Raw genomic sequence first — 25,216 nt, 5'->3', positions numbered from 1 at the left:
ACCCCTCTTTATGCATTCTCTTTGCGGAACTTCTCCATGAAGTCCACCAGCTTATCCACGCCCTCAGCAGGCATGGCGTTGTAGATGGAAGCGCGCATACCGCCTACCAGACGGTGACCCTTCAGGTTCACAAAGCCCGCCTCGGCGGCCTCAGCGCAGAACTTTTTGTCCATGTCCGGGTTGGGGCTGGTGAAGGTGACGTTCATGGTGCTGCGGTAGCGGTGCTCCACAGGGTTCGTGAAGAACTCCTGCCCATCCAGATAGTCGTACAGCACCTTGGCCTTGGCTTCGTTGATCTTTTGCATATTGGCCAGACCGCCGATGTCGTTTTCCAGATACTTGAGCACCAGACCGGTCATGTAGATGCACCAGCACGGCGGGGTGTTGTACATGCTGTCCTTCGCCAGCAGGGTGGTGTAGTTCATCATGGTGGGCACGTTATCTGCGGCGTGACCCAGCAGGTCGTCCCGGATGATGGCAATGGCCATACCGGCGGGGGCTACGTTCTTCTGCACGCCAAAGTAGATGCAGCCGTACTTGCTGACATCCACGGGCTTGGAAAGGATCATGGAGCTCATATCTGCCACCAGCGGCACGCCCTCCACCTGCGGCAGCTCCACATACTGAGTGCCGAAGATGGTGTTGTTCTGGCAGATGTGGATGTAGCTGGCGTCCTTGTCGTAGTCGATAGCGTTTACATCCGGGATATAAGTGAAATTTTTATCCTTGCTGGATGCTACGATCTTGGCTTCACCAAACTTGGCGGCTTCCTTGGCAGCCAGACCCGAGAAGTTGCCGGACACGATGTAGTCTGCCTTGCCGGTGGTCATAAAGTTCAGCGGCACCATGGCAAACTGCTGGGTGGCACCGCCCTGAAAGAAGCCCACCTTGTAGTTATCGGGAATGTTCATCACCCGGCGCAGGGAAGCTTCGGTGTCCTTGATGATGGCGTCGAACCACTTGCTGCGGTGGCTCATCTCCATCACGCTCTGACCACTGTCGCCGTATTCCAGCAGCTCGGCCTGTGCTTGCCGCAGTACCTTTTCGGGCAGCATGCTGGGGCCTGCGCTGAAGTTATATACTCGTGCCATAATGAACCTCTCCTTTTCCTGTGATACACCTATTACGCAGTACCGCCTGTTTTGCGGTGCGTCTGTTACTTTCCGTAGCCGTAGTATACCGGTTTTTCCCTGCCGAAAACAAGAGCATCTTTGCACAAAGATATGGCCCCTGTACCCCGCCTGATGGCACAAAGCATACAAATGTACGCCATGCGGAGACAAAATATAAGACAATTGTAAAAGAAGCGCACTATGCCTTGATTCCATGCGGATTTTCCGCCCTTGCACCTTTGGCAGAAATGCGGTATACTGGAAATACTAAGACAAATGTAAAAGAAAACTTCCTCAGGCAAAACCTGATGGTTTTGCCAGCTCCCTCAGAGAGGGAGGCTCTGGCATGGCGGGAAGGTTTCTTATTGCATTTGATACTTTAGCACTGAGGGCGACGGCGTGCGCCCTCTCCGTCACGGCTTACGCCGTGCCACCTCTCCCAAAGGGAGAGGCAAGAGCACTGCCGGAAACTTTCGCATTACGCATAACGCTTTAGCAATGGGCTTTAAACCTTGGCTCCCCCTTTGGGGGAGCTGGCAAAGCCGATAGGCTTTGACTGAGAGGGCGCTCCCGCTAAAAAAATTTATGGAGGTACAACAGATGTATGGCTTACCGGATACCCTGCGGCCGCTTTCGGCGGCAGAAGAACAGGTGATGCTTGCCGTGTGGGCGTGCCCGGGCGCGGCGGCGCGGCGGGACATCAGCCAAAAGCTCAAGGCCACCGGCTGGGCGGCGGCTACGGTGCTGAATTTTCTCTACCGGTTGGAGGAAAAAGGCTGGGTCAGGTCGGCAAAGCAGGGCAACTGCAACGTGTATGTGCCGCTGGTCACCCGGCGGGCGTACGGCGTGTACTGTATGCGGCAGCGGCTGGACACCCTGTTTGACGGCGACCTTGCCGCCGCCGTTCATGCGCTGGTAAGCGAGAGCGGCTGCTCTCAGAGCGCCTTGGAGCAGGCCATCCGGGTGTTGGAGGAGAAGCATCAGGAGACGGAGGAGTACGACCTGTACGACCCCTACGGTTGAATTGTTTCATATTTTTTTACAAAATGTTGGTTGACAGCGAAGTATCCGTTCTGTAATATAAAAGCTATTAAAAAACGAGAAACTGATATGGACGAACAGGAAAGGAGCAGCCAGACACATGGATCATTTGCAGAATGTATTAAGCTACTTCGACCAGCAGCAGCCCCTTTGCGCAGAGCATGACCGCATCCCCAAGGACCTCTATCGGGAGTTCGGGGTCAAGGCCGGTTTGCGCGACGAGACCGGCAAGGGCGTGCTGGCAGGTCTGACCAACATCTCGGACATCCGGGCGTTCCAGTATGTGGACGGGGTCAAGCACCCGGCAGACGGTCAGCTGCTGTACCGCGGCTATGACGTAAAAGACCTCATCAACGGCAGCCGCGGCAGCCGCTTTGCCTTTGAGGAGGCGGGATATCTGCTGCTGTTTGGTCAGCTGCCCACCCCGGAGCAGCTGGAACAGTTCTGCGCGGTGCTGGGCGAGTGCCGCACCATGCCCACCAACTTTACCCGCGATGTCATTATGAAGGCACCCAGCCACGATATCATGAACAGCATGGCGCGCAGCGTGCTGACGCTGGCTTCCTACGACCCCAAGGCGGCAGATTTAGATACCGCCAACGTGCTGCGCCAGAGCATCCAGCTGGCGGGTATCTTCCCCATGCTGGCGGTGTACAGCTACCACGCCTATAACCACTACGAAAAAGACGCCAGTATGTATATCCACCGCCCGGACCCCAGCCTTTCCACCGCAGAGAATTTCTTGAGGATGCTGCGCCCGGATATGCAGTACACCCCGCTGGAAGCCCGCGTGCTGGACGTGGCGCTGCTGCTGCACGCCGAGCACGGCGGCGGCAACAACTCCACCTTTACCACCCGCGTGGTCACCTCCTCCGGCACCGACACCTACTCGGCCATGGCGGCAGCGCTGTGCTCCCTCAAGGGCCCGCGCCACGGCGGTGCAAACCTGATGGTCATGCACATGATGCAGAACATCCGGGACAACCTCCACGACATCGAGGACGATGAGGAGCTGGAAGCCTACCTGAAAAAGCTGCTCCATGGCGAGGCCTTCGACCGCAAGGGGCTGATCTACGGCATGGGGCACGCCGTCTACTCCCTCAGCGACCCGCGCGAGGTGGTGTTCAAGGGCTATGTGGAGCAGCTTGCCCACGAAAAAGGCCGGGACAAGGATCTTTCCCTCTACACCCGCATCGAGCGCATGGCACCCCAGCTCATTGCGCAGGAGCGCAAGATCTTCAAGGGCGTCAGCCCCAATGTGGACTTTTACAGCGGCTTTGTGTACGAGATGCTGGGCATCCCCATGGAGCTGTACACCCCGCTGTTTGCCGTGGCGCGCGTCATGGGCTGGAGCGCCCACCGCATCGAGGAGCTGCTCAGCGCCAACAAGATCATCCGCCCGGCCTACAAGAGCCTTGGCGGCACCCACGATTATATCCCGCGCAGCCAGCGGGCATAAAGGGAGGGCATCGGCATGGAAGAAATGCAGCAGCATCAGGGGGAATGGTTCTTCCTCCACGAGCTCAACGTGGATAAGGTGTTCAGCACCATCCAGCGGGCAGATTATCTCATCCTGTATTATATCAAGGTGGCGCAGGAGAAACACCCCGGCGAAAAACTCTATCTTGCCGACCTTGCCGCCGCCATGGGGCTGCGGGTGACCGAGCTTTCCAAGGGCATCGAGAAGCTGCAGGACAGCGGCTTTGTAACATGGAAAACCGACCGCGAGGCCGGGCGCACCTATGTGGAGCTTTCCAGCAAGGCGGTGGAGCTGATGGCGGAGGAGCAGGCACTTTTGCAGCGCTGCTACCGCCGGATGCGTGCCGAACTTGGGGACGAGGAGCTGCGCCGCGCCGCTGCCACCATGCAGCGCGCCACTGCCATCCTGAAAGAAGAGCGGGAGAAGGAGTTTCCCGCTGCACAGTAACGATTATGAAAGAAAGACACCGGACAGCCTTGCAGGCCGCCGGTGTCTTTCTTTTTATAAAAATATTTTTATTTGATGCAGCTTGCGCAGGGGGTATAGCCTGCAGCGATGGCTTCGTCATAGCTGGAAAAGAGGATTTGGTTCTTTCCCGCAGGCAGGTTTGCGCAGGTGGGCAGGTGGAACTTTTTGCTGTTCACGTTGCCGATGTAGGCCTGCTGCGCCGTGCTGGAGGACGACGGGTCGGTGGGGTTCAGTTGGCTGTCCGGCACAAAGTGCTCGGTGCCCACGGTGAAGTTCTGACCGTCGCTGCCAATGGTGATGGTACCTTGCAGGTCGGTGCGGTAGACGTCCACCTTTGCGTCCCGCAGGATGCTTAACGTCTCCTCGTGGGGGTGGCCGTACTTGTTGTTCTTGCCGCAGGAGATGACGCCCATTTCCGGCAGAACAGCGTTCAAAAACAAGTAGCCGGTGCTGGTGCTGGAGCCGTGGTGCCCTACCTGCAGCACATCGGCTTTCAGGTTGGCACCGCTGTTCACAAGGTCGGTCTCAGCGGTATTTTCCATGTCACCGGTCAGCAGAAAGCTGGTATTGCCGTAGTCGATGCGCAGCACCAGCGAGGTATTGTTGGTCTCGCTGTACTGCGTTACCGGGCCAAGCAGGGTAACGGTGGCGCTGCCCAGCGGCCAGACCGTGCCCACGGAGGGCACCTCCAGCTGCAAGCCCTGCTGCTGGGTGTACTTGACAAAATCGTTGAAGCATTTGGTGCTGCTCTCGGTCACCGGGCTGTAAGCGTGCCCAGCCGGGAACTTTGCCATTACGGCGGCAAGGCCGCCCACATGGTCCTCGTGGGCGTGGGAGCAGAATACATATTGCAGCTGCTCCACCCCCTGCTTTTGCAGGTAGGATACCACCAGACTGCCGTCGTCCACATTGCCGCCATCGTAGAGCATGAACTGTCCGTCACACTCTACCAATACGCTCAACGCCTGCCCTACGTCAATGAAGTGCATCTCAAAGGGCTGGCTTGCCCCGGTGGAGGGCTTGACGATGTGTCCGCCGTTGCTGTCACAGGCGGTAAGCCCCAGCGCCAGCACAGCGGCCAGCGCCAGTGCAGCCAGCCGCAGGAACAGGCGGCGGGGGAGCAGGGTTACTTTTTCTTCTTTCCGGTTTTCCACGTTGCGGCCTCTTTCTGTTGATTATTCTTGGGTTTGTGGCCGGGCGCAGAGTTGGGCGCAAAGCGCGCGCCCGGGCTGGGCTGACGGCCTGCCGGGGCGGTGGCACGGGCATTTTTGCCGGTGCTGCGTCCCTTCTGGCTGGGGTGTACGGTATAGGTGCCATCGTTGTGGATGGTCACCTCGGCGCTCTCTGCCCGGCGGGCGGTGCGCTGCACGGCGCGGCGGCCGACGGCGGGCACAAGCAGGGGGATCAGGTCCTCCCGGTGGGTCAGCTGCAAGGCCTTGACCACCTTTTCGGCGTTGCGGGGTTCGTAGTATTGCAGCAGTGCGCGCTGCAATGCCTTGCCCTCGGGGGTCTTTTCCACAAACACCGGCTTGAGGGTGTAGGGGTCAAGCCCAGTATAGAACATACAGGTGCTCACGGTGCCGGGGGTGGGGTAGAAGTCCTGCACCTGCTCCGGGCGCATGTGGTTCTTATAAAGGTACTCGGCCAGATAGACCGCGTCCTTCAGGGTGCTGCCCGGGTGACTGGACATGAGGTAGGGCACCAGATACTGCTTTTTGCCCGCCTTCTTGCTCAGCTCGTAGAACTTATCCTTGAACTTGTTGAAGGTCTCGATGGGCGGCTTACCCATGTAGGCAAGGGTGTTGGGGGCGCAGTGCTCCGGGGCGACCTTCAGCTGGCCGGACACATGGTACTCCACCAGTTCTTTAAAGAAGGTATCGTCCGGGTCAGCCATCAGGTAGTCGAACCGGATGCCGCTGCGGATGAACACCTTTTTCACGCCCGGCAGCTCCCGCACCCGGCGCAGAATTTTAAGGTAGTCGCTGTGATCCACGATCATGTGGGAGCAGGTGGTGGGGGCAAGGCAATGCTTGCCGCCGGTGCACATGCCGCGCAGCATCTGCTCACGGCAGGAGGGAAAGCGGAAGTTTGCGGTGGGGCCGCCCACATCGTGGATATAGCCCTTGAAATCCGGCTCGTGGGTCATGCGCTCGGCTTCCTCCACGATGCTGTCGGCGCTGCGGCTGGTGACCCGCCGCCCCTGATGCAGCTGGATGGCGCAGAAGTTGCAACCGCCGAAGCAGCCGCGGTTCTGGATGATAGAGAACTGCACCTCGCGGATGGCGGGCACGCCGCCCATACTCTCGTAGATGGGGTGGTACCGGCGGGTGTAGGGCAGGGCGTATACCTTGTCCAGCTCTCCGCGCACCAGCGGCTTTGCGGGGATGTTCTGCACCAGATACTTTTCGCTCTGCTTCTGCACAATGATCTGGCCGCTGACCACGTCCTGATTGTCCATCTGGATGCGGCAGGCCTTGGCGTAGGCTGTCTTGTCGGCGGCAACCTTTTTAAAACCGGCGCACTCCACATACCGCTGGGGCAGGTGGTCGAAATCGGTCAGGTAGCAGGTGCCGTTCACGTCCGTGATGCTCTCCACCGGCTCCCCGGCGGCCAGACGGCGGGCGATCTCCACGGTCTGGTGCTCGCCCATGCCAAAGCTGATGAGATCCGCGCCGGAGTCCTCGGCGATGCTGGGCAGCACGGTGTCCAGCCAGTAATCGTAGTGAGCAAACCGGCGCAGGCTGGCTTCCAGACCGCCTAAGATCACCGGCAGGTCGGGGTAAGCCTGCTTGGCAAGCTTGGTGTACACGGTGGCGCTGCGGTCCGGGCGGGCACCGGCCTTGCCGCCGGGGGAGTATTCATCCTCGGCGCGGGGAATTTTTGCCACGGAATAGTGGCTGACCATGCTGTCCACATTGCCGCCGCCAATGAAAAAGCCGTACTTGGGCTTGCCGAACCGCTTGAAGTCCTCGCAGTCGGTATAGCGAGGCTGTGCCAACACGCCCACCTTGTAGCCCTCGGCCTCCAGCAGGCGGCTGATGATGGCGGTGCCAAAGCTGGGGTGGTCCACATAGGCGTCACCGCCTACCACCACAAAGTCCAGCTGCTCCCAGCCCCGGGCTTCCATGTCCGCCCGGCTGATGGGAAGAAATTTGGTGTAGATCTGGGGAGTAGAATGTTCCATAATGCTCCTTTATTATTCCTCCGGTTGGTTCATCTGCATTTCCAGCCACTGCTGGCGGCTGATGAGCACGGCGCGGGGCTTTGCGCCCTCGTAGGGGCCGATGATGCTCTTTTGCTCCATCTCGTCCATGATGCGGGCGGCGCGGGCGTAGCCCAGCTTGCAGCGGCGCTGCAACAGGCTGGTGGAAGCCTGACCGGCGTCGATGACCACATCCACGGCCTGCTTGAACATGGGGTCGGAGCCTGCGTCCTCCTCGGCGTCGGCACCGCCGCCGCCCTTTTTGCCGTCCTGAATGGCGTGCTTTTCCATGGCCTCGATCATGGCTTCGTCGTACTGCACGGTGGCGCTGGATTTGATGAAATCCAGCACACGGCTGATCTCCTCATCCCGCACAAAGGTGCCTTGGATACGGGTGGGCTTGGGTGCGCCCACGGGCATAAAGAGCATATCGCCCTGACCCAGCAGCTTTTCTGCACCGGCACCGTCCAGAATGGTGCGGCTGTCTACCTGACTGGACACCGCAAAGGCGATGCGGCTGGGGATGTTGGCCTTGATCAGGCCGGTGATCACATCCACGCTGGGGCGCTGGGTGGCAACGATCAGGTGCATACCGGCGGCACGGGCTTTTTGGGCGATGCGGCAGATGGAATCTTCCACATCCTTGCCCACCACCATCATCAGGTCGGCCAGCTCATCGATGATAATGGCGATGTAGGGCATCTTTTCCAGTTCCGGCTGCTCGGCAGCCAGCTTGTTGAAGGACTTGATATCGCGCACGTTGTTCTCCGCAAACAGGCGGTAGCGGCGCTCCATCTCCTGCACCGCGCTGCCCAGTGCACCGGCGGCCTTGCGCGGCTCGGTGACAACGGGCATCAGCAGGTGGGGGATGCCGTTATACTCGGCCAGCTCCACTACCTTGGGGTCGATGAGCAGCAGCTTTACGTCCTCCGGGCTGGAGCGGAACAGCAGGCTCATGATGATGCTGTTCACGCACACGGATTTACCGCTGCCGGTGCTGCCCGCGATGAGCAGGTGGGGCATCTTGCACAGGTCAGTCACCTGCGCCACACCGGCAATGTCCTTGCCAAGGGCGATGCCCAGCGGCGAGGTCATGCGCAGAAAGCTCTGGCTTTCAAAGATACTGCGGATGTACACAGGGGTCTTTTTGTGGTTTGGCACCTCGATGCCCACGGCGGGCTTGCCGGGGATGGGGGCTTCCATACGCACATCTGCCACCGCGAGGTTCAGGGCGATATCGTCTGCCAGCGAGGTGATGCGGCTGATCTTCACACCCGCCATGGGCTGCAGCTCGTACCGGGTAACAGAGGGGCCGCGGGAGATATCCAGCACCCGGGTACGCACGCCGAAGCTTTCCAGCGTGTCCACCAGCTTCTGGGCGTTGGCCTTCAGCTCCTCCTGTGCGCCGGGGTCGCTTTCTTCCTGCGATTTTTCAAACAGCTCGATGGGCGGGTACTGGTACTCATAGCTGTCCACCGGCTCGGCTTCCTCGGTGGGGGCGGTGGCAGCTGCCTGCTCCGAGACGGCGGGCTTTTCCATGGCCGCTGCCACCAGCGAGTTGATGTCCTTTTCCTCTACCGGCTCGGCGGTGATGCTGATCCAGCCGTCCTCGTCCGGCGCAGAGCGGAACGCCACGGCGTTCTCGGCGCTCACCCGGGGCACGGCGGGCTGGATGGGCGCAGCTTCCGGCGGCTGCGGCATCTGCGGCTGCACCACCGGCGCTGCCGGCTGGACGATGGAAGTATCAAAAACAGGGGCAGGGGCGGGCTCTTCCGGCTGGGGGGCATCTTTGGCAAAGAAATCTGCCGCAGCGGTGACTACCGGGTCTGCCACGATGGGCGGCGGCGTGGGCTTGGGCGCAGGGCGCAGCGGGTCCTGCCCGAAGGTGCCGCCCGGCCCGACGATCAGCGGCTCAATGGGCTCGCTGCCACCCTCGGAAAGGGCGGTGTGGTCGGGGCCAAGGTCTACGTCAAAGGCAGCGCGGGGACGCGCAACGCTGACCCGCACCGGGGTGATGGGCGGTGTGGCAGGCTCCGGCTGGGCAGGGGGGGCGGGCGCGGCCTCAGTTTCGGCAGCGTCTGCTTCCATCTCCTGCGTTACCTTATGCCCCCAGCGCAGCACGCCGGACATCCAGTCCGGCACACCCAGATGCAGCCCGGCAGGCTCGTCCTCCTCGTCCAGCGGCTCGTCCTCGGTTTCGTCGTATTCCTCGTCGATCTCCCGCTCTGCCTGCCGGATGGCGGCACGCTCGGCGCGGCGGGCGGCGCTCTGCTCTGCAAAGGCAGAGCCGCGGGCGCGGATGCCGCCGGTGACGGCGCACAGCCAGACCCAGACCTCGGCGGGGGTGACATCAAAAATGTACAGGCTGCCGCACAACAAAAGCACGATCATAATGAGGTTTGCCGCCGGGCGACCGCACAGCAAAAGCAGCACGCCGCCCAGCACAAAGCCCATTGCGCCGCCGGAGAGCCATGCGCTGACGCCGTTGGCGTAGCAGGCAGAAAGCATTTGCAGCGCCGACAGTCCCTGCGGCTGGATATCGGAAAACACGATGACTGTGCCGCAGACAAAGATAAGCCCCAGCACCAGCTTGAGGATGCGGGACAGCAGCTCCTCGCCCCGGGTGTACAAAACAGCCAGACAGCACACGGCTGCACCCAACACAAAGCTGCCGCAGCCGAACAGCCCGAACAGCACATCGTGGAGCACCCGCCATACGGAATCGCCCTGCACAAAGGCCAGCACCATCAGCAGCAGGCCGCCGAACAGGGTGCCAAGCCCTGCCGGGAGCCGCTGTTCTGCCTTTTTACGGCGGGCAGCAGTGCGCCGTTTCGTTGATTTTCGTTTTTTCGTTGCCATTCTACTCTGTTCCCCAACTTCCCATAGACACAATAATTGATTTTACTATTGTACCACGCAAGGGCAAAAATGGCAAACCATAATGTTGTTTTTCTTGAGGAAAATGGAACGAACCCCCTCAGTCTTTGCTTCGCAAAGCCAGCTCCCCCAAGGGGACGCCTTTTGTGGTAGAGATAAACGTTCCCGTTGCCACTGAAGCCGTCCCCTTGGGGAAGGTGGCATCGCCGCAGGCGATGACGGAAGGGGTAAACCCACAACACACTTTACCCCCGCTCGATCTCCCTGTACAGCCACGTCAGCGCGTCCGAAAGACCGCCCAGCTCGTCGATGAGCTTTTCCTTTACGGCGCGGCGTCCGTCCAGTACCGTGCCCATGTCCATGACCAGCTCCCCGGTGTGGAGCATCAGCTGGGTGTAGCGCTTTTCCGGCATACCGCTGTGGGCGGCTACAAAACCGGTGATGCGCTGCTGCATCTGCTCGAAGCAGTGCATGGTCTGCGGCACGCCTAAGATCAGCCCGGAGTGCCGCACCGGATGCACCGTCATGGTGGCGGTGGGGACAATAAAGCTGTGCCGCGCGCTGACCGCCAGCGGGATGCCGATGGAGTGCCCGCCGCCCAGCACCAGCGTGGCGCTGGGCTTGGAGATACTGGCGATCAGCTCCGCCAGTGCAAGCCCAGTCTCCACATCGCCGCCCACCGTGTTCAGCAGCACCAGCAGCCCCTCGATACGGGGGTCCTCCTGCACCGCCACCAGCTGGGGGATGACGTGCTCGTACTTGGTGGTCTTTTGCCCCTGCGGCGCTTCGGTATGCCCTTCGATCTGGCCGATGACGGTCAGGCAGTGGATGACATGACCGCCCCGGCTCAGGGTGACCGTGCCCAGATCCTCGATATCCTCTTTTTCCATCCGGTGCTGCTCTGCGGGGGTGTCTTTTGCCGTATCCATGCGCATTCTCCTTCCGTAGCGGGGTCTTTGTGGGGTCAGTATCCCCCGGCATCCGGGGAAGTATACAGGAGAAAAGAAACAAAAAACTTTGTGAATTTTTTGCTTTTTTATAAATAGGTATTTGACATTCGCCTTTCATGCTGTATACTTTAAATAATATAACAGGATAAAACGGAACATCTCTCTGCGCGCAAAGAAGCCCCTTGCATGGCGGCAGAAGCTGCAGCGCGTTGGGCAGAAAGGAGAATTTTCCTATGAACACCCCCCAAAAAGCATCGATCCCTGTGATCAAGCGTCTCCCCAAATATTACCGGTATCTGCGCTCCTTGCAGGACGACGGCATTACCAGCATCTCCTCCCGGGAGCTGGCTTCCCAGATGGGCACCACTGCCTCGCAGGTGCGGCAGGACTTCAACTGCATCGGTGACGTGAACGGACGGCAGGGCATCGGCTACTCGGTGGAGAACCTGCTTTCCATTCTGGAAAGCCTGCTGTTTGGCAACGGCGACCGTCTGCCCACCATCCTGATCGGCTGCGGCCGTCTGGGCAAGGCGGTGAGCCGCTTTATCACCACCGACACCAACGGCTACAAGCTGATCGCGGCCTTTGACGTGGCCGAGAACGAGGTGGGCAAGGAGATCAGCGGCATCCGCATCCGTCACATTGACGAGCTGGAGGCCTTCTGCGAGGAAAACAAGCCCAAGGTGGCGGTGCTCTGCGTCCCCCGCGATGGTGCACAGCAGGTCAGCGGACGGCTGGTGGATCTGGGCATCGAGGGCTTCTGGAACTTCTCCCACTATGATCTGTCGGTGCCTTACCCCGATGTGGTGGTGGAAAACGTCCATCTGGGCGACAGCCTGATGAGTCTGGGCTACCGTCTGCGCAATCAGGAGTGACGGCATGGCAAAATTGTATTTCCGCTACGGTGCCATGAACAGCGGCAAGAGCACGGCGCTGATGCAGGTGGCACACAACTACGAAGAGCAGGGCATGAAGGTGCTCATTTTAAAGCCGCAGGTGGATACCAAGGGCGGCGGGGAGCTGGTGAGCCGTCTGGGCGTGCGCCGCAAAGCAGACCTGCTGATCCCGCCGGAGCTGGACGTGTTCGAAGCCGTGAAGGCGGCAAACGATGCTTCTGGCCCACTGGCCTGTGTGCTGTGCGACGAGAGCCAGTTCTTTACCCCGGAGCAGGCCGAGCAGCTGTTCATGATCACGGTAGATCTGAACATCCCGGTGATTTGCTACGGTCTGCGGGCAGATTTTTCCCTCAAGGGCTTCCCGGGCTCTACCCGTCTGCTGGAGCTGGCACACACCATCGAGGAGATGAAAACGATCTGCACCTGCGGGCGCAAAGCCATCTGCAACTGCCGCAAGGTGAACGGGCAGTTCGTCTTTGAAGGCGAGCAGGTAGCCATCGACCTTGAAAACGATGTGCAGTACGTCAGCATGTGCCCCCAGTGCTACTTCAAGGCGCGGCGGGCGTTCTACGCTGCAAAGAAAAACTGAGATACCTTTATGTTGTATACAAGCCGCTGTACCGCGCTGGGTGCAGCGGCTTTTTTGCGTGATTTGCGGAAGAGCTACCCCCTCAGCCTCGCTGCGCTCCGCGGGGGAGGTTTTTGCTTGCCGGGGGATGTTCTCTTTTGACACCAAAAGAGAACCAGAAAAGTGCCAGCGATTTCGACGCGCTGGAGCCACGAAAAAGGGGCTGCTCGCCCCTTTTAACCCCAAAGGGGTGGGCTACACCGGAAAAAACTGAAGATTCACGCCTGTTCGGCGTGAAGATCTTTTAACCGTTTTTTCCGGCTCCGCCGATTTGAAGCCCCTCAGTCGCTGCGCGACAGCTCCCCCAAGGGGGAGCGGGCACGCCCGCAAGCTTTGCACTTTAGCTGGAAACTGTATCGCTATGCCAAGGGCTCTCCCTTTGAGGAAAGACTTCCCCCGTTCCGGGGGAAGATGTCGCGCAGCGACAAAAGGGGGAGTCTGTCACCGTAGGTGACGGAGAGGGCGCACGCCGCTAGCCCTATTTTAAAGTATCAAACGCAATAAAAAAAACCTTCCCCACCACCGCCAAAAGCCGTCCCCTTGGGGAAGGTGGTTGCGAACACAGTGAGCAGACGGAAGGGGGATCCCTGACAGGCTGTATACAGACTGATATATTAATTTGCTGCGTTTCGCGGCCACTGATATATCAACTGGGTGAAATACGCACGTTTTTTGCGCTATTGATATATCAGTTCAGACTAGGCAGTTACTCAACGGAGAGGAGAGGGAGAGGGAAAAGAAGAGAGCAGCGGGGGCGGCAGGACATAAAAAATTACAGGCAGAACGGTAAATGTAACAGAAATTATTGAAATTTTTGCCGTTCTTCCCATGTTGCATCCCAGATTTTTATGCAAGTCATTGAAGTATACAAGTTGCACAGTTTTTCAGCGCAAGTTTATTCATTTCGGCAAGGACGTCGAATCCCTTTCAAAAACAAGAGCAATATTTGTACGTTTTTATCCTGTATCACTGTAAAAACCATCTTTCTTTTTTTGGTGGCTTTTGTTATCATAATTGTATACAAGGGGGATGTGCAGACCCCTAACATGAAGATGTTTTCTATTAGGAGGAGAACAAAAATGAGCAAGGCAATTTCTCGTCGTAACTTCCTGATGGCTACCGGCGCTGTCGGTGCTGCAGGTCTGCTGGCTGCCTGCGGCAGCAAGCCCGCTGCTTCTTCCACCGCTTCTTCCGCTGCTTCTCAGGCCCCCGCTGCTTCCGCAGACGAGAGCCTGACCCTGTCTGACGGCCCCGTCAACCTGAGCATCAGCTGGTGGGGCGGCGACAGCCGTCACGCTGCTTACCAGAGCGCTCTGGAGGCTTTCCAGGCTGAGCACTCCAACATCACCGTGGAGCCCACCTTCGCCGCATGGTCCGGCTGGGAAGAGAAGATGGCTGCTGCCTTCATCGCAGGCAACGCTCAGGATGTCTGCCAGGTGAACTGGAACTGGCTGTACAACTACTCTGCCGACGGCAGCAAGTTCGTGGATCTGAACACCACCTCCAAGTTCATCGACCTGACCCAGTGGGATGCCGCTGCTATGGACGCTTGCTATGTGGCCAACAGCCAGCAGTGCGTGCCCGTCTCCATGACCGGCCGTATCTTCTACTGGAACATGACCACCTTTAATAAGGCTGGCATCACCGAGGTTCCCAAGTCTCTGGACGATCTGATGGCTGCCGGTAAGGCTTTCCAGGAGAAGCTGGGCAACGATTACTACCCCCTGCACCTGGGCGCATACGACCGTATGATCCTGATGGTGTTCTACCTCGAGTCCAAGTACGGCAAGGACTGGGCTGATCCCGTTACCTCCACCCTGAACTACACCGAGGACGAGATCGCTGAGGGTCTGGCCTTCATCAAGAGCCTGGTGGACAACCACGTCATGATGAACCTGAAGACCTACTACTCTGCAAACTCCGATACCGCTACCCACCAGTCCAACGAGTGGATCACCGGTAAGATCGCAGGCATCTTCGAGTGGGATTCCGCTGCAAGCAAGTATTCTTCCGCTCTGGACGACAGCAACAAGGACGGCTTTACCGTCGGCGAGGAGATCAAGTTCGGCGACAACAACGGCGGCTTCTCCAAGGTGTCCATGGGTCTGGCTATCACCAAGACCTGCAAGAACGTTGCCGAGGCTGCTACCCTGATCAACTTCCTGCTGAACGAGGAAAAGGGCGCTTCCATCATGGGCTCTGAGTGCGGCATCCCCGCTTCCAAGGCTGGCCTGAAGTTCGCGCAGGACGCCGGCGCTGTCAAGAGCCTGGTTGCTGAGGCAAATGCCAAGGTCATGGCATTCACCACCAACAAGCTGGATCCCCTGTTCGAGAACAACGACCTGAAGGCTTCCGGCACCGGCATCTATCAGGAAGTGTTCGACAACATCGACTACGGTGATCAGACCCCTGAAGAGGCTGTTGAGACTCTGCTGGACGGCATGGAGTCTGTCGGCTACACCATCGGCTAAGCTTACCTCTCTCTGACAGCGGTCAGAACCGGATATTCAGTATCTGAAATAAATAAGGGCATCTGCCGCCCGTACGACAGATGCCCTTGTTTTTTCGGAGAATGGTTATCAAACCTTGAAAGAATTGTTACCGGTCTGTGACCTGCTGTACTGTCTGCTTCAAAATCCTGCAAAAGGAGGACTTCGGATGAAAAAAAGTAATGCGCCCGCAGGCGCACGAACTCCGTTCCAGAAATGGGTCGATAAGTATCAGGGTCTGTTTTATCTGATCCCCTGGATCATCGGCTTTCTCGTCTTTAAGGCGTTCCCCTTCGGTCAGTCGCTGTATTACAGCTTCACCGATATGAACTTCTTCAAGGGCGACACCAACTTTGTTGCTCTGGCCAACTACATTACCGCATTCCACACCAGAAAGATCACCAAGGCGCTGATCATCACCTTCAAGTACGCCTTTATCACCGTGCCCCTGAAGCTGATCTTCGCACTGTTCATCGCCTACATTCTGAACTTCAAGATTGCCTGTGTCAACCTGTTCCGCACGGTGTACTACATCCCCTCCATTCTGGGCGGCTCTGTGGCTATCGCTGTGCTGTGGAAGGCTGTGTTCAGCGTGGATGGTCTGCTGAACACTGTGGTGCGCGCTGTCACCTTTGGTGCGGTGCAGGGCCCCGAGTGGCTGAGTGACCCCAACTACGCACTGTGGATCATCTGCTTTTTGCGTATATGGCAGTTCGGTTCCGCCATGGTGCTGTTCCTTGCTGCACTGAAGGGCGTGCCCGCAGACCTGTACGAGGCTGCTACCATCGACGGCGCCGGCAAGTGGCGTCAGTTCTTCTCCATCACCGTTCCGATGATCACCCCCATCATCTTCTACAACCTGGTCACTCAGATCTGCCAGGCTTTCCAGGAGTTCAACGGCCCCTACATCATCACCAACGGTGGTCCCCGTGGTTCCACTACCCTGATCTCCCTGCTGGTTTACAACTACGCATTCAAGTCCTACGACATGGGCATGGCTTCTGCTCTGGCATGGATCATGTTCATCATCGTCTGCATCCTGACGATCATTGCGTTCACCAGCCAGAAGAAGTGGGTCTACTACTCGGATGAAAGGTAAGGTGACCAATATGGGAATGAAAGCATCGAATAAGATCGCAACCTTCTTTAAGTACTTCGTGCTGATCCTGGTTGGTGTCATCATGATCTATCCTCTGCTGTGGATGATCAGCGCTACCTTCAAGGATAACAGCGAGATCTTTGCAGGCATCAGCCTGTGGATCAAAAAGCCTACGCTGGATGGCTACCGCAACGCCCTGAACAACTTCGGCGGCTCCATCAACATCCTGCAGGCCATGCTCAACACTTACAGCTATGTCATCCCCAAGGTGATCTGCACTGTGGTGTCTGCCTGTATTGCCGCTTACGGTTTTGGCCGTTTCGACTTCCCTGGCCGCAAGCTGCTGTTCAACATCATGCTGGCTACCCTGTTCCTGCCGCAGGTCGTGCTGAACGTGCCGCAGTACCTGCTGTACAACAAGTTCGGCTGGGTGGACAGCCCCTTCTATCTGGCCATCTGGGTGCACTGCGCATTTGCTACCGAGACCTACTTCGTGTATCAGCTGGTGCAGTTCATGCGCAACGTCCCGCGTGATCTGGACGAGGCTGCCGCCATTGACGGCTGCTCCTCCTTCCAGACCCTGTACAAGGTCATTGTGCCCATGCTGGGCCCCGCTCTGGTGTCCTGCGCACTGTTCCAGTTCATGTGGAGCTGCAACGACTTTATGGGCCCGCTGCTTTACGTCAGCACCCCCGGCAAATACCCCATGTCCCTGTTCGTCAAGCTGTCCATGGACGGTGATACCGGCTTTGCATGGAACAAGATCCTTGCGCTGTCCCTTATCTCCATCCTGCCGCAGCTGATCGTATTCTTCTGTGCACAGGATCAGTTCGTTGAAGGTATCTCCGCAGGTGCCGTCAAGGGCTAATGCGCCATAAGAACATCTGACCAAGACCAACACCCCCTGTGCTGCTCCCAACGGATGGCACAGGGGGTGTTTTGGCTGATACATCATTTCGTCTGCTTTTTGCGGTACTGCAAAGGACTGATATCCATCACCTCGCGGAACACGCGGCGGAAGTGAGCTGCGCTGGCAAAGCCGGTCTGCTCGGCAATAGCGCTGATGGAAAGCTCGGTGGTCTCCAGCAGTTTCTGCGCAGCCTCGATGCGGCGGTTGTTCAGGTAGTCCACGATGGATTGCCCGGTCACCCGCCGGAACAGGCGGCTGAGATAGTAAGGGGAGAGGTAGAACTTTGCTGCCACCTCGGTAAGAGAGAACTTTTGCCGGTAGTTGGCGGCAAGGTGGGCACACACCTGCTCGATGGTCTCGTTGCGGGGGCGCGCCACAGCACTGCTCTCGGCAAGGCATTCCTGCTCTACATAGTGCAGGATCAGCAGCAGGTACAGCCCGCCGGGGTAGTCCTGCTCCGGCATGGCAGAGCGCATCATCTCCAGCAGAGTGCGCAGGCGGCGGGTCCACAGCACCGGGCCGTACAGCACCGTTACCTCGCCGGGCAAAAACAGCCGGGCAAAATCCTGCTGGGCGGCGCTGCGCAGCTCGTGCAGGGCGCTGAGCGGGAACCGGCAGCCCACCAGCTCCGGGACGGCTGCACCGGCGGCGGTGAGCACCGCGTCCCCCGCGCCCAGCAGCAGCGCGCTGCCGGGGTTTACCAGCAGGCTGTTTTCCCCCATTTGCAGGGTGCAGCTGCCCTCGCTTACCAGCAAAAAGGTGCACATCTCCTCGTCTGCCGTCAGCTCCAGCTTGCTGCCGTTCAGCCGCACGGTGTCTGCCTTTACTTTTGCATGGATCTTTTCCCGTTCCGCTTTCATTTTGCGCATCCTTTCCGAGAATAACCCTCCCGGTAGCCGGGAGAGCGCTTTTCCTCATGATACCACGTCTGCCCCGTGGGGGCAAGACAAACTCACAGGAGGTTATTTCGCATGAATCTGACCCTGATCCGTTCCATGACCCGCAGCGCCGTTTTCGAGCTGGAAAACGAGCTGTGCTACCGTCCGGCACACCCCTTTACCGTTGCTCTGAACGGCAAAACGGTGTACGAGGCCTGCAACACCAACGTGTTCTCCCTGTTCTCCCTGCTGCCCGGCACCACCTATACGGTGGAGGTGCAGGCCGAGGGCGAGACCCTGAAGCTGGATTTCACCACCGAGGCGGAGACCTTCTTTGTGGATGCTGCCCGCTATGGTCTGGTGGCTGACGGCGAGACCGACAACACCGTGCGGCTGCAGGCGGCGCTGTCCACCTGCCCCAAGGGCGGCACGGTGTATGTGCCCGCCGGCCGTTACCGCACCGCCAGCCTGTTCATGAAGAGCAACACCACCCTGTATCTGGAAAAGGGCGCGGTGCTGCTGGGCGACAACGACCGCACCCATTACCCCATCCTGCCCGGCGTGCTGCCCAGCGAGAACGAGGTGGACGAGTACTACCTGACCGGCTGGGAGGGCAACCCGCTGGACAGCTTTGCGGGTCTGTTGAACATCACGCAGGTGCATGACGTGGTGGTGACCGGCGAGGGCACGCTGGACTGCGATGCCGAAAACGGCGACTGGTGGGTGAACCCCAAGGTCAAGCGCATTGCATGGCGTCCCCGGGCCGTGGCTGCGGTGGACAGCGAGAACGTCTGCCTGCACGGCATCACGGTGCAGAACAGCTATTCGTGGACCATCCACCCCATCTTTGTCAAGCACCTCGACCTGCTCAACTTCAACATCAACAACCCCTACAACGCCCCCAACACGGACGGCATCGACCCCGAAAGCTGCGAGTATATCCGCATCATCGGCATGAACATCCATGTGGGCGACGATTGCATCGCCATGAAGGCCAGCAAGGTCTTTCTGGGCATGAAACTGAAGCGCAGCTGCGAGCATACCGTTATCCGCAACTGTCTGCTGGACAAGGGCCATGGCGGCATCGTCATCGGCAGCGAGATGAGCGGCGGCGTCAAGGATATGGTGGTGACCCAGTGCCTGATGGACCACACCGACCGCGGTCTGCGCGTCAAGACCCGCCGCGGCCGCGGCAACACCGCCGTCATCGACGGGCTGGTGTTCCGCAACGTGGAGATGCGGGGCGTCAAGGCACCCTTTGTCATCAATATGTTCTACTTCTGCGACCCGGACGGCCACGGCCCCTATGTACAGTGCCGCGAGCCGATGCCGGTGGACGAGTACACCCCCAAGCTGGGCAGCCTGACCATGGAGAACATCGTGGCCACCGATGCCCAGTTCGCGGGCTGCTACTTCGACGGCCTGCCGGAGCAGCCCATCGAGCGGGTGACTATGCGGGACGTGAGCATCACCTTCGACCCCAACGCCAAGGAGGGACAGGCGGCCATGGCCGATAACCGTCCGCTGGTGAAAAAGCTGGCCATCTATGCCGAGAACGTCAAGGAGATCGACCTGCACAACGTGAAGATCGAGGGCTACGAGGGCGAGCGGCTGCACTTTGTCAACGTAGGACATTTTGAGGAGGACTGACCCATGACCCATGAAGAGATCCTGTCCATGCTGGGCGACTATGTGGACTACCTGATCGCCAATTCCAGCGCCGAGGCACCGATGTGGAACATCGAGAAGGTGCGCAGCGGCAAGCCCAACAAGTGGAACTACATCGACGGCTGCATGATCACCGCCTGCCTGAGCCTGTACAAGACCACCGGCGACGAGAAGTATCTGGAGTTTTCCAAGGAGTTCATCGACTACTTTGTGCAGCCGGACGGCTCCATCAAGACCTACGACCCCAAGGAGTACAATCTGGACAACGTGAATCAGGGCAAGAACCTGTTCATCCTGTACGATATCTACGGGGACGAGAAGTACCGCAAGGCCATCGACACCATCCGCAGCCAGCTGCTCACCCAGCCCCGCACCAAGGAGGGCAACTTCTGGCACAAGGACATCTACCCGTGGCAGGTGTGGCTGGACGGCACCTATATGGCGCAGCCCTTCTACATGGAGTACGAGACCCGCTTCAACAAGATGCAGGGCTGCATCGACAGCTACAAGCAGTTCATGAACATCAAAAAGCATATGCGGGACGAAAAGACCGGGCTGTACTACCACGGCTACGATGAGAGCCGCCAGATGTACTGGGCAGACCCCGAGACCGGCTGCAGCCCCAACTTCTGGCTGCGCGCCATGGGCTGGTTCCTTGTGGCAATGGTGGACGTGCTGGAACGCATGGACGAGCAGCTGTACAACGAGTACCGCGGCATCATGGCCATGCTCAAGCAGACCGTAGAGGATATGCACAAGTTCCAGGACGAGCAGAGCGGGATGTTCTGGCAGGTCATCGACCACCCGGAGGCCGAGGGCAACTATCTGGAGACCAGCGGCACCGCCCTGTTCACCTACGCTGTGCTCAAGGGCGTGCGTCTGGGCTATCTGCCCAAACGCATGGCTGCATGGGCGGAGAAGGCTTTCTACGGCACCTGCGACCGGTACCTGTCCAAGAACCCGGACGGCAGCTTGCAGCTGGACGGCATCTGCCTTGTGGCGGGTCTGGGCGGCAAGGATCACCGTGACGGCTCTCTGGCCTACTACTTCAGCGAGCCGGTGGTCTGCAACGATGCCAAGGGCGTAGGCCCGCTGGTGCTGGCTTATACCGAAATGATCGCACGGAAGTAACCCAAAACGGGATACAGCAAGGCTGAGCAGCTGCAAAAAAGTGGCTGCTCAGCCTTTTTGCGTGTCTTTTTTGTCCCCTTGCATAAACCGCCCGCCGCTGTCCCACACTAAGCCCAGAAGAAAATCCCGTACACAAAACGGACAGATGGGAGTAACAAGCATGGAGCAGATCAAAAAATTTCTGCACGGCAAGGGCTTTGCTCTGCTGCTGACCGCAAGCCTGCTGGCTGCGGCTGCGGCAGGGGTGTGGGCGGTGCGCGCCCTGCGGGCAGAACTGCAAAAAAGTCTGGACGTGCCGGACGCCCCCGGCACCACCCAACAGACCGCCCCGGAAACAGAACCGGACTGGGACGCACAGGAGGATACCACATGGCAGCAGCCCGTGACCGACGTTGCAAACAGCAAGGCGGATGTGCCGCAGCAGGAGCGCTCTGGTGCGTCCTCTGGTGCGCAGTCTGGCTCTGGTTCGCTGCGCGAACCCTCGGCACTGCAAGGCGCATCCTCGCCTGCCAGCAGTTCGGCGCAGCCTGCCGCCGCGCCCTCTATGCCGGGGCGCGTGCTCAACGCCTTCAGCGGCGATGAGCTGGTGTATAACAAGACCCTTGGGGACTGGCGTACCCACAACGGTGTGGACTACGCCTGCACGCAGGGCGCTGCGGTAGCAGCACCCGTGGCGGGCAAGGTGGTCTCTGCCGGGGCAGAGGGCAACTGGGGCACCGTGGTGGTGCTGGAAGATGCCGCTGGCCGCAGTTGGCGGCTGTGCGGTGTGGCTGACCCTGCCGTAAAGGCCGGAGAGACCGTGACCGCCGGGCAGAAGCTTGGCACGGTGGGGACTGTCGGCTGCGAGTGCGCCGAGGAAAGCCACATCCATGTGGAGGTAAAGCAGGGCGAAAGCTACCTCGACCCGGCAAAGCTGCCGGAGTAAGCAAACCATAAAAGGGGCTGCAATAGCGGCTCCTTTTTTGCTGTGTCAGGCGGTACGGCGCGTTTGCAGCAGCCAGAGGACCAGCGCCGAAAGCACCCCGGCTGCCAGCAGTACATCTGCCGGGTGCGCAGCCCAGTGCTGGAAGGCACTGCCATAGGCTGCCTGTCCGATGGGCTGGGTCAGGCAGGCCAGCACGGAGAGGCAGGCGGTAGCTTTGCCCAGCTGTGCCTGCGGCACTAACACCTGCAGCTGCGCAAAGAACCACACATTGAACAGCGCCGCCACGGCCATAAACATGGCCCCCAGCACCAGAATGCTGCCGAATTGTAGCGTGGGCACCCGGAGGGTAAGCCCCAGCGCGGCGCACACGCCGCTGAGCGCCAGCAAAAGAGGTGTGCCGCTGCGGATGGGACGCCGGACAAAGACGGTTCCGGCCAGCACGCCGCCCAGAATGCCGCCTGCGCTCAGCACCGCCTGCACAAGGCCGAGGGAGGCATCACTTTTCTGCAAAGTCTGTACCACCAGCACCGGGACACCCACGGTGAGAGCCGGGACTTCCAGCAGGTTTACAGCCGCCATGGCGGCGGCTAATTGCAGCACCGCAGCCTGCCCGGTGAGGAACTGCGCACTTTCCCGCAGGTCGGTACACAGAGAACGGACGGAGAGCCTTGTGTCCGATGGGACATCCTGTGGGATGCACAGGCACAGCTCTATTCCGGCGGAAAGTGCAAAGCAGCTGCCGCAGAGCGCCAGCAGACCCCGGATGCCGAGGTGCTCCAGCAGAACAGCACCCAGCAGGGGGCCGAGAAGCTCGTCCACGGTATCCACCAGTTGGATGACTGCGTTGCCGCGCAGCAGCTGGGTGCCGTTCAGCAGCAGGGGCAGGCAGGCGCGTACCACGGGCTGGTAAAGCCCCTGAATGGCGTACAGACTGCCCAGCACGGTCAGAACCAGCGGGAGCAGGGGCAGATGCGGCAATCCGGCAGCGGCTGCCGCCGCAATACCGGAGGTCACCAGATCCAGCAGTGCCATCAGGCGGACTTTACGGCAGCGGTCTGCCAGCGCGCCGCCGGTCAGCATTCCAGCAAGGGCGGGCAGCATGGCCAGAGCGGTGATACCGCCGTACAGCGCAGCGGAACCGGTTTGCCGCAGCAGATACAGCGGCAGCGCAAACCGCAGGGCGGCATTGCCGAACAGGGAGATGATCTGCCCGAGGACGATGAGGAAAAATGTGTTCATGGGAACCTCCTGTTTTTAAATACAGACCATTGGTCTGTAAAGACACGCAAAAAAGGGCGGAGCGTTCCGCCCGGAAAATTCAGCCCTTGACCGGTGTGCACAGCTGCACCAGCTGTTCGGCCTGTGCATCCGTCAAAAGGTCCAGCCCAAGCGCGTGGGTCATCTGCTGAAACACGACGTTCCGCGCCCGCTGCTGAGCCGGCGTGGTGGGGCGCGTCTGGGGGGAAAGCCAGATGTCTGCCAGCACGAACAGCGCTTCGGCCAGCGCATTGGCATCGGCAGTGTGGATGGAGCCGTCTGCCATGCCCTGCCGGATCATGGGTGCAATACACTCCGGGGCCAGATGCGCTTCAATGTTGGTCAGCTCCATGGCAAGGAACTGCGGGTTGCTGCACAGGTGCGGCAAGGTCTGCGCGATCTGCTGCTGCCGCTGCCCGGCAAAGGATGCTGCAAACACCGCCTGCAGCTTCTGCAGCCCGGTCAGGGCCGGGTCGTCCCGGATATGGCGCAGCGGCTCCCACATCTGGTCGCCCAAACGGTCACCGACGCGCTGCGCGATCTCCTCCTTGGAGCGGAAGTGATGGTACACCGCCCCTTTGGAAAGCTTTGTGGCATCGATGATGTCCTGCAGGGTGGTATTCTGGTAGCCCTTCTGGATAAAGAGCAGGGCGGCGGCGTCCAGGATCTTTTCCACAGTCTGTTCCGGGTATTTGTTGCGCGGCATGGCAGATGCTCCTTTTTTACAAACTAACGGTCTGTAAAAAGAATACAGCAGCCCGGCGGCTTTGTCAAGAGGGCATGGAACCGAAAATCCATTGATTTCCTGCGGCGCTGCATTGCTTTTGCGCGGGGTTTCTGGTATGATACAATAGAGTTAAAAGGCGATTTTGGGAGGATGACAGATGGCAAGGGTTTTGATCGTGGGAGCCGGGGCAGCCGGACTGATGGCGGCGGGTGCCGCCGTGCGGCAGGGACATCAGGTGACGGTGCTGGAGCATACCGAGAAGCCCGGGCAGAAGATCCTTGTTACCGGCAAGGGGCGCTGCAATGTGACCAACGACTGCCCGGCAGAGGAGTTTTTGCGCCATGTGCGCACGAACCCGCGCTTTTTGTACTCCTCGCTGGGGGCGTTCCCCCCGGCAAAGACCATGGAGCTGTTCGAAGGCCTTGGCGTGGAGTTGAAGGTGGAGCGTGGCCGCCGGGTGTTCCCGGTATCGGATAAGGCCGAGGAGATCCGGCAGGCGTTGCTGCGCTATGCGCAGGATGCCGACATCGTCTACGACGGCGCAAAAAAGCTGCTGCTGGAGGACATCGTGCCGGAGGCAGAGCCCGCCCCGGCGGCAGCGGAAAACCCGCGCCACCCCAAAAAGAAAAAGGCTGGTCCGGTGCTGCGCTGCGTGGGCGTGCGGGGCACTTCCGGCAGGGAATACCGGGCGGACGCCGTGCTGGTGGCCACCGGCGGCGTGAGCTACCCCACCACCGGTTCTACCGGTGACGGCTACAAGCTGGCGCAGCAGGCGGGACACACCCTTGTGGAGCCGGTGCCCAGTCTGGTCAGCCTTGTCAGCCGCGACCCGGACTGCAAAAAGATGATGGGTCTGGCGCTGAAAAACGTCACCCTGACCCTGCTGGAGGACGGCAAGGCCATCTTTGACGAGCAGGGCGAGATGCTGTTTACCCACTTTGGCATCAGCGGGCCGCTGACTTTGAGCGCGTCCAGCCATCTGGGGGATATGAAAAAGCACAGATACATCGCGGAGATCGACCTGAAGCCCGCCCTGAGCGAGGAGCAGCTGTACGACCGCATCACCCGGGACTTTGCCCTGCTGGCAAACCATGCGGCGCAGGGTGCGCTGGTCAAGCTGCTGCCTTCCAGCATGCAGCCGGTGATGGTGGCGCGCTGGGGCATTGACCCCGCCACCAAGGCAAACCAGATCACCCGGGAGCAGAAGCGGGAGCTGGTGCAGCTGGTCAAGCACTGGCAGGTGTCCATTGACGCCCGGGGCGACCTTGCCCACGCAGTGATCACCAGCGGCGGCGTATCGGTACGGGAGGTAGACCCCAAGACCATGCAGAGCAAAAAGGCGCTGGGACTGTACTTTGCGGGCGAGGTGCTGGACGTGGACGCCTACACCGGCGGCTATAATCTGCAGATCGCTTTCTGCACTGCACAGAGCTTTGCGAATAATCTGTAAAAAAGCAGTGCAGTCCATTCCCGTGTAC

General features: G+C 59.6%; 20 protein-coding genes. 12 read left to right on the top strand and 8 right to left on the bottom strand.

All coding sequences use genetic code 11. The annotated features are described in order from the left end of the window. Positions 1–8: 8 nt before the first annotated feature. The gene (gene serC / locus DXB44_RS03895) at positions 9–1,091 is read right to left on the bottom strand and encodes a 3-phosphoserine/phosphohydroxythreonine transaminase (protein WP_015536611.1); all 1,083 of its coding nucleotides are present in this window, start codon (positions 1,089–1,091) and stop codon (positions 9–11) included. A gap of 621 nt (positions 1,092–1,712) precedes the next feature. On the opposite strand from serC, the gene DXB44_RS03890 reads away from it, so the two are divergent. The 3 genes from DXB44_RS03890 to DXB44_RS03880 all read left to right on the top strand — a co-directional run bounded on the left by DXB44_RS03890 (position 1,713) and on the right by DXB44_RS03880 (position 4,080). Beyond that, a complete protein-coding gene (locus DXB44_RS03890) occupies positions 1,713–2,135 on the top strand; it encodes a BlaI/MecI/CopY family transcriptional regulator (RefSeq protein ID WP_015536612.1) in 423 nt (140 codons plus the stop codon). Positions 2,136–2,253: 118 nt separating this feature from the next. Then, a complete protein-coding gene (locus tag DXB44_RS03885) occupies positions 2,254–3,612 on the top strand; it encodes a citrate/2-methylcitrate synthase (protein WP_097778542.1) in 1,359 nt (452 codons plus the stop codon). A 15-nt stretch (positions 3,613–3,627) separates the two neighbouring features. Further along, the gene (locus DXB44_RS03880) at positions 3,628–4,080 is read left to right on the top strand and encodes a MarR family transcriptional regulator (RefSeq protein ID WP_118657806.1); all 453 of its coding nucleotides are present in this window, start codon (positions 3,628–3,630) and stop codon (positions 4,078–4,080) included. A 68-nt stretch (positions 4,081–4,148) separates the two neighbouring features. On the opposite strand, the gene DXB44_RS03875 is transcribed toward DXB44_RS03880, so the two are convergent. The 4 genes from DXB44_RS03875 to DXB44_RS03860 all read right to left on the bottom strand — a co-directional run bounded on the left by DXB44_RS03875 (position 4,149) and on the right by DXB44_RS03860 (position 11,109). Continuing rightward, positions 4,149–5,255, bottom strand: a complete 1,107-nt coding sequence (locus DXB44_RS03875; protein WP_118657805.1) for an MBL fold metallo-hydrolase — start codon at positions 5,253–5,255, stop codon at positions 4,149–4,151. Beyond that, positions 5,228–7,285, bottom strand: a complete 2,058-nt coding sequence (locus DXB44_RS03870; protein WP_118657804.1) for a YgiQ family radical SAM protein — start codon at positions 7,283–7,285, stop codon at positions 5,228–5,230. Before DXB44_RS03870 ends, DXB44_RS03875 begins: the two co-directional genes overlap by 28 nt. Positions 7,286–7,297: 12 nt before the next feature. Beyond that, positions 7,298–10,162 (bottom strand): DNA translocase FtsK, encoded by a 2,865-nt coding sequence (locus DXB44_RS03865; RefSeq protein ID WP_118657803.1) that lies wholly within the window; start codon positions 10,160–10,162, stop codon positions 7,298–7,300. Between the two features lie 263 nt (positions 10,163–10,425). Next, positions 10,426–11,109, bottom strand: coding sequence for an ATP-dependent Clp protease proteolytic subunit (locus tag DXB44_RS03860; RefSeq protein WP_118657802.1), 684 nt, complete (start codon positions 11,107–11,109; stop codon positions 10,426–10,428). 254 nt (positions 11,110–11,363) lie between these two features. On the opposite strand from DXB44_RS03860, the gene DXB44_RS03855 reads away from it, so the two are divergent. The 5 genes from DXB44_RS03855 (at position 11,364) to DXB44_RS03835 (ending at position 17,110) form a co-directional block, all read left to right on the top strand. Beyond that, positions 11,364–12,005 carry a redox-sensing transcriptional repressor Rex gene (locus tag DXB44_RS03855; protein ID WP_055187049.1) on the top strand — a complete coding sequence of 214 codons (642 nt, stop codon included), beginning with the start codon at positions 11,364–11,366 and terminating at the stop codon, positions 12,003–12,005. Between the two features lie 4 nt (positions 12,006–12,009). Next, positions 12,010–12,615, top strand: a complete 606-nt coding sequence (locus DXB44_RS03850) for a thymidine kinase (protein ID WP_055187050.1) — start codon at positions 12,010–12,012, stop codon at positions 12,613–12,615. A 1,118-nt stretch (positions 12,616–13,733) separates the two neighbouring features. Then, positions 13,734–15,125: an ABC transporter substrate-binding protein gene (locus DXB44_RS03845; RefSeq protein WP_118657801.1), complete on the top strand. Its 1,392-nt coding sequence runs from the start codon at positions 13,734–13,736 to the stop codon at positions 15,123–15,125. Between the two features lie 187 nt (positions 15,126–15,312). Next, a complete protein-coding gene (locus DXB44_RS03840; RefSeq protein ID WP_118657800.1) occupies positions 15,313–16,242 on the top strand; it encodes a sugar ABC transporter permease in 930 nt (309 codons plus the stop codon). A gap of 10 nt (positions 16,243–16,252) precedes the next feature. Next, complete coding sequence (locus DXB44_RS03835; protein WP_055186959.1) at positions 16,253–17,110, top strand: carbohydrate ABC transporter permease; 858 nt, start codon at positions 16,253–16,255, stop codon at positions 17,108–17,110. An 83-nt stretch (positions 17,111–17,193) separates the two neighbouring features. Here the strand turns inward: DXB44_RS03835 and DXB44_RS03830 are convergent, their stop codons facing one another. After that, positions 17,194–18,012: an AraC family transcriptional regulator gene (locus DXB44_RS03830; RefSeq protein WP_243111018.1), complete on the bottom strand. Its 819-nt coding sequence runs from the start codon at positions 18,010–18,012 to the stop codon at positions 17,194–17,196. A 111-nt stretch (positions 18,013–18,123) separates the two neighbouring features. Between DXB44_RS03830 and DXB44_RS03825 the strand changes: the two genes are divergently transcribed. The 3 genes from DXB44_RS03825 to DXB44_RS03815 all read left to right on the top strand — a co-directional run bounded on the left by DXB44_RS03825 (position 18,124) and on the right by DXB44_RS03815 (position 21,754). Further along, complete coding sequence (locus DXB44_RS03825; protein WP_118657798.1) at positions 18,124–19,680, top strand: glycoside hydrolase family 28 protein; 1,557 nt, start codon at positions 18,124–18,126, stop codon at positions 19,678–19,680. 3 nt (positions 19,681–19,683) lie between these two features. Further along, positions 19,684–20,829 carry a glycoside hydrolase family 88 protein gene (locus DXB44_RS03820; protein ID WP_118657797.1) on the top strand — a complete coding sequence of 382 codons (1,146 nt, stop codon included), beginning with the start codon at positions 19,684–19,686 and terminating at the stop codon, positions 20,827–20,829. A 160-nt stretch (positions 20,830–20,989) separates the two neighbouring features. Further along, positions 20,990–21,754, top strand: a complete 765-nt coding sequence (locus tag DXB44_RS03815; protein WP_118657796.1) for a M23 family metallopeptidase — start codon at positions 20,990–20,992, stop codon at positions 21,752–21,754. Between the two features lie 45 nt (positions 21,755–21,799). On the opposite strand, the gene DXB44_RS03810 is transcribed toward DXB44_RS03815, so the two are convergent. Continuing rightward, on the bottom strand, positions 21,800–22,993 hold the full coding sequence (locus DXB44_RS03810; protein WP_118657795.1) for an MFS transporter: 1,194 nt from the start codon (positions 22,991–22,993) through the stop codon (positions 21,800–21,802). Between the two features lie 79 nt (positions 22,994–23,072). After that, the gene (locus DXB44_RS03805; RefSeq protein ID WP_118657794.1) at positions 23,073–23,717 is read right to left on the bottom strand and encodes a TetR/AcrR family transcriptional regulator; all 645 of its coding nucleotides are present in this window, start codon (positions 23,715–23,717) and stop codon (positions 23,073–23,075) included. 178 nt (positions 23,718–23,895) lie between these two features. On the opposite strand from DXB44_RS03805, the gene DXB44_RS03800 reads away from it, so the two are divergent. Continuing rightward, a complete protein-coding gene (locus DXB44_RS03800) occupies positions 23,896–25,188 on the top strand; it encodes an NAD(P)/FAD-dependent oxidoreductase (protein ID WP_118657793.1) in 1,293 nt (430 codons plus the stop codon). Positions 25,189–25,216: the final 28 nt, after the last annotated feature.

This window comes from Faecalibacterium sp. OM04-11BH (assembly GCF_003482185.1).
In the GTDB taxonomy this organism is placed as follows: Bacteria; Bacillota; Clostridia; order Oscillospirales; family Ruminococcaceae; genus Faecalibacterium; species Faecalibacterium tardum.
Note: the sequence above shows the minus strand (reverse complement) of the source record. Positions and strands in the feature narration are given on the sequence as shown.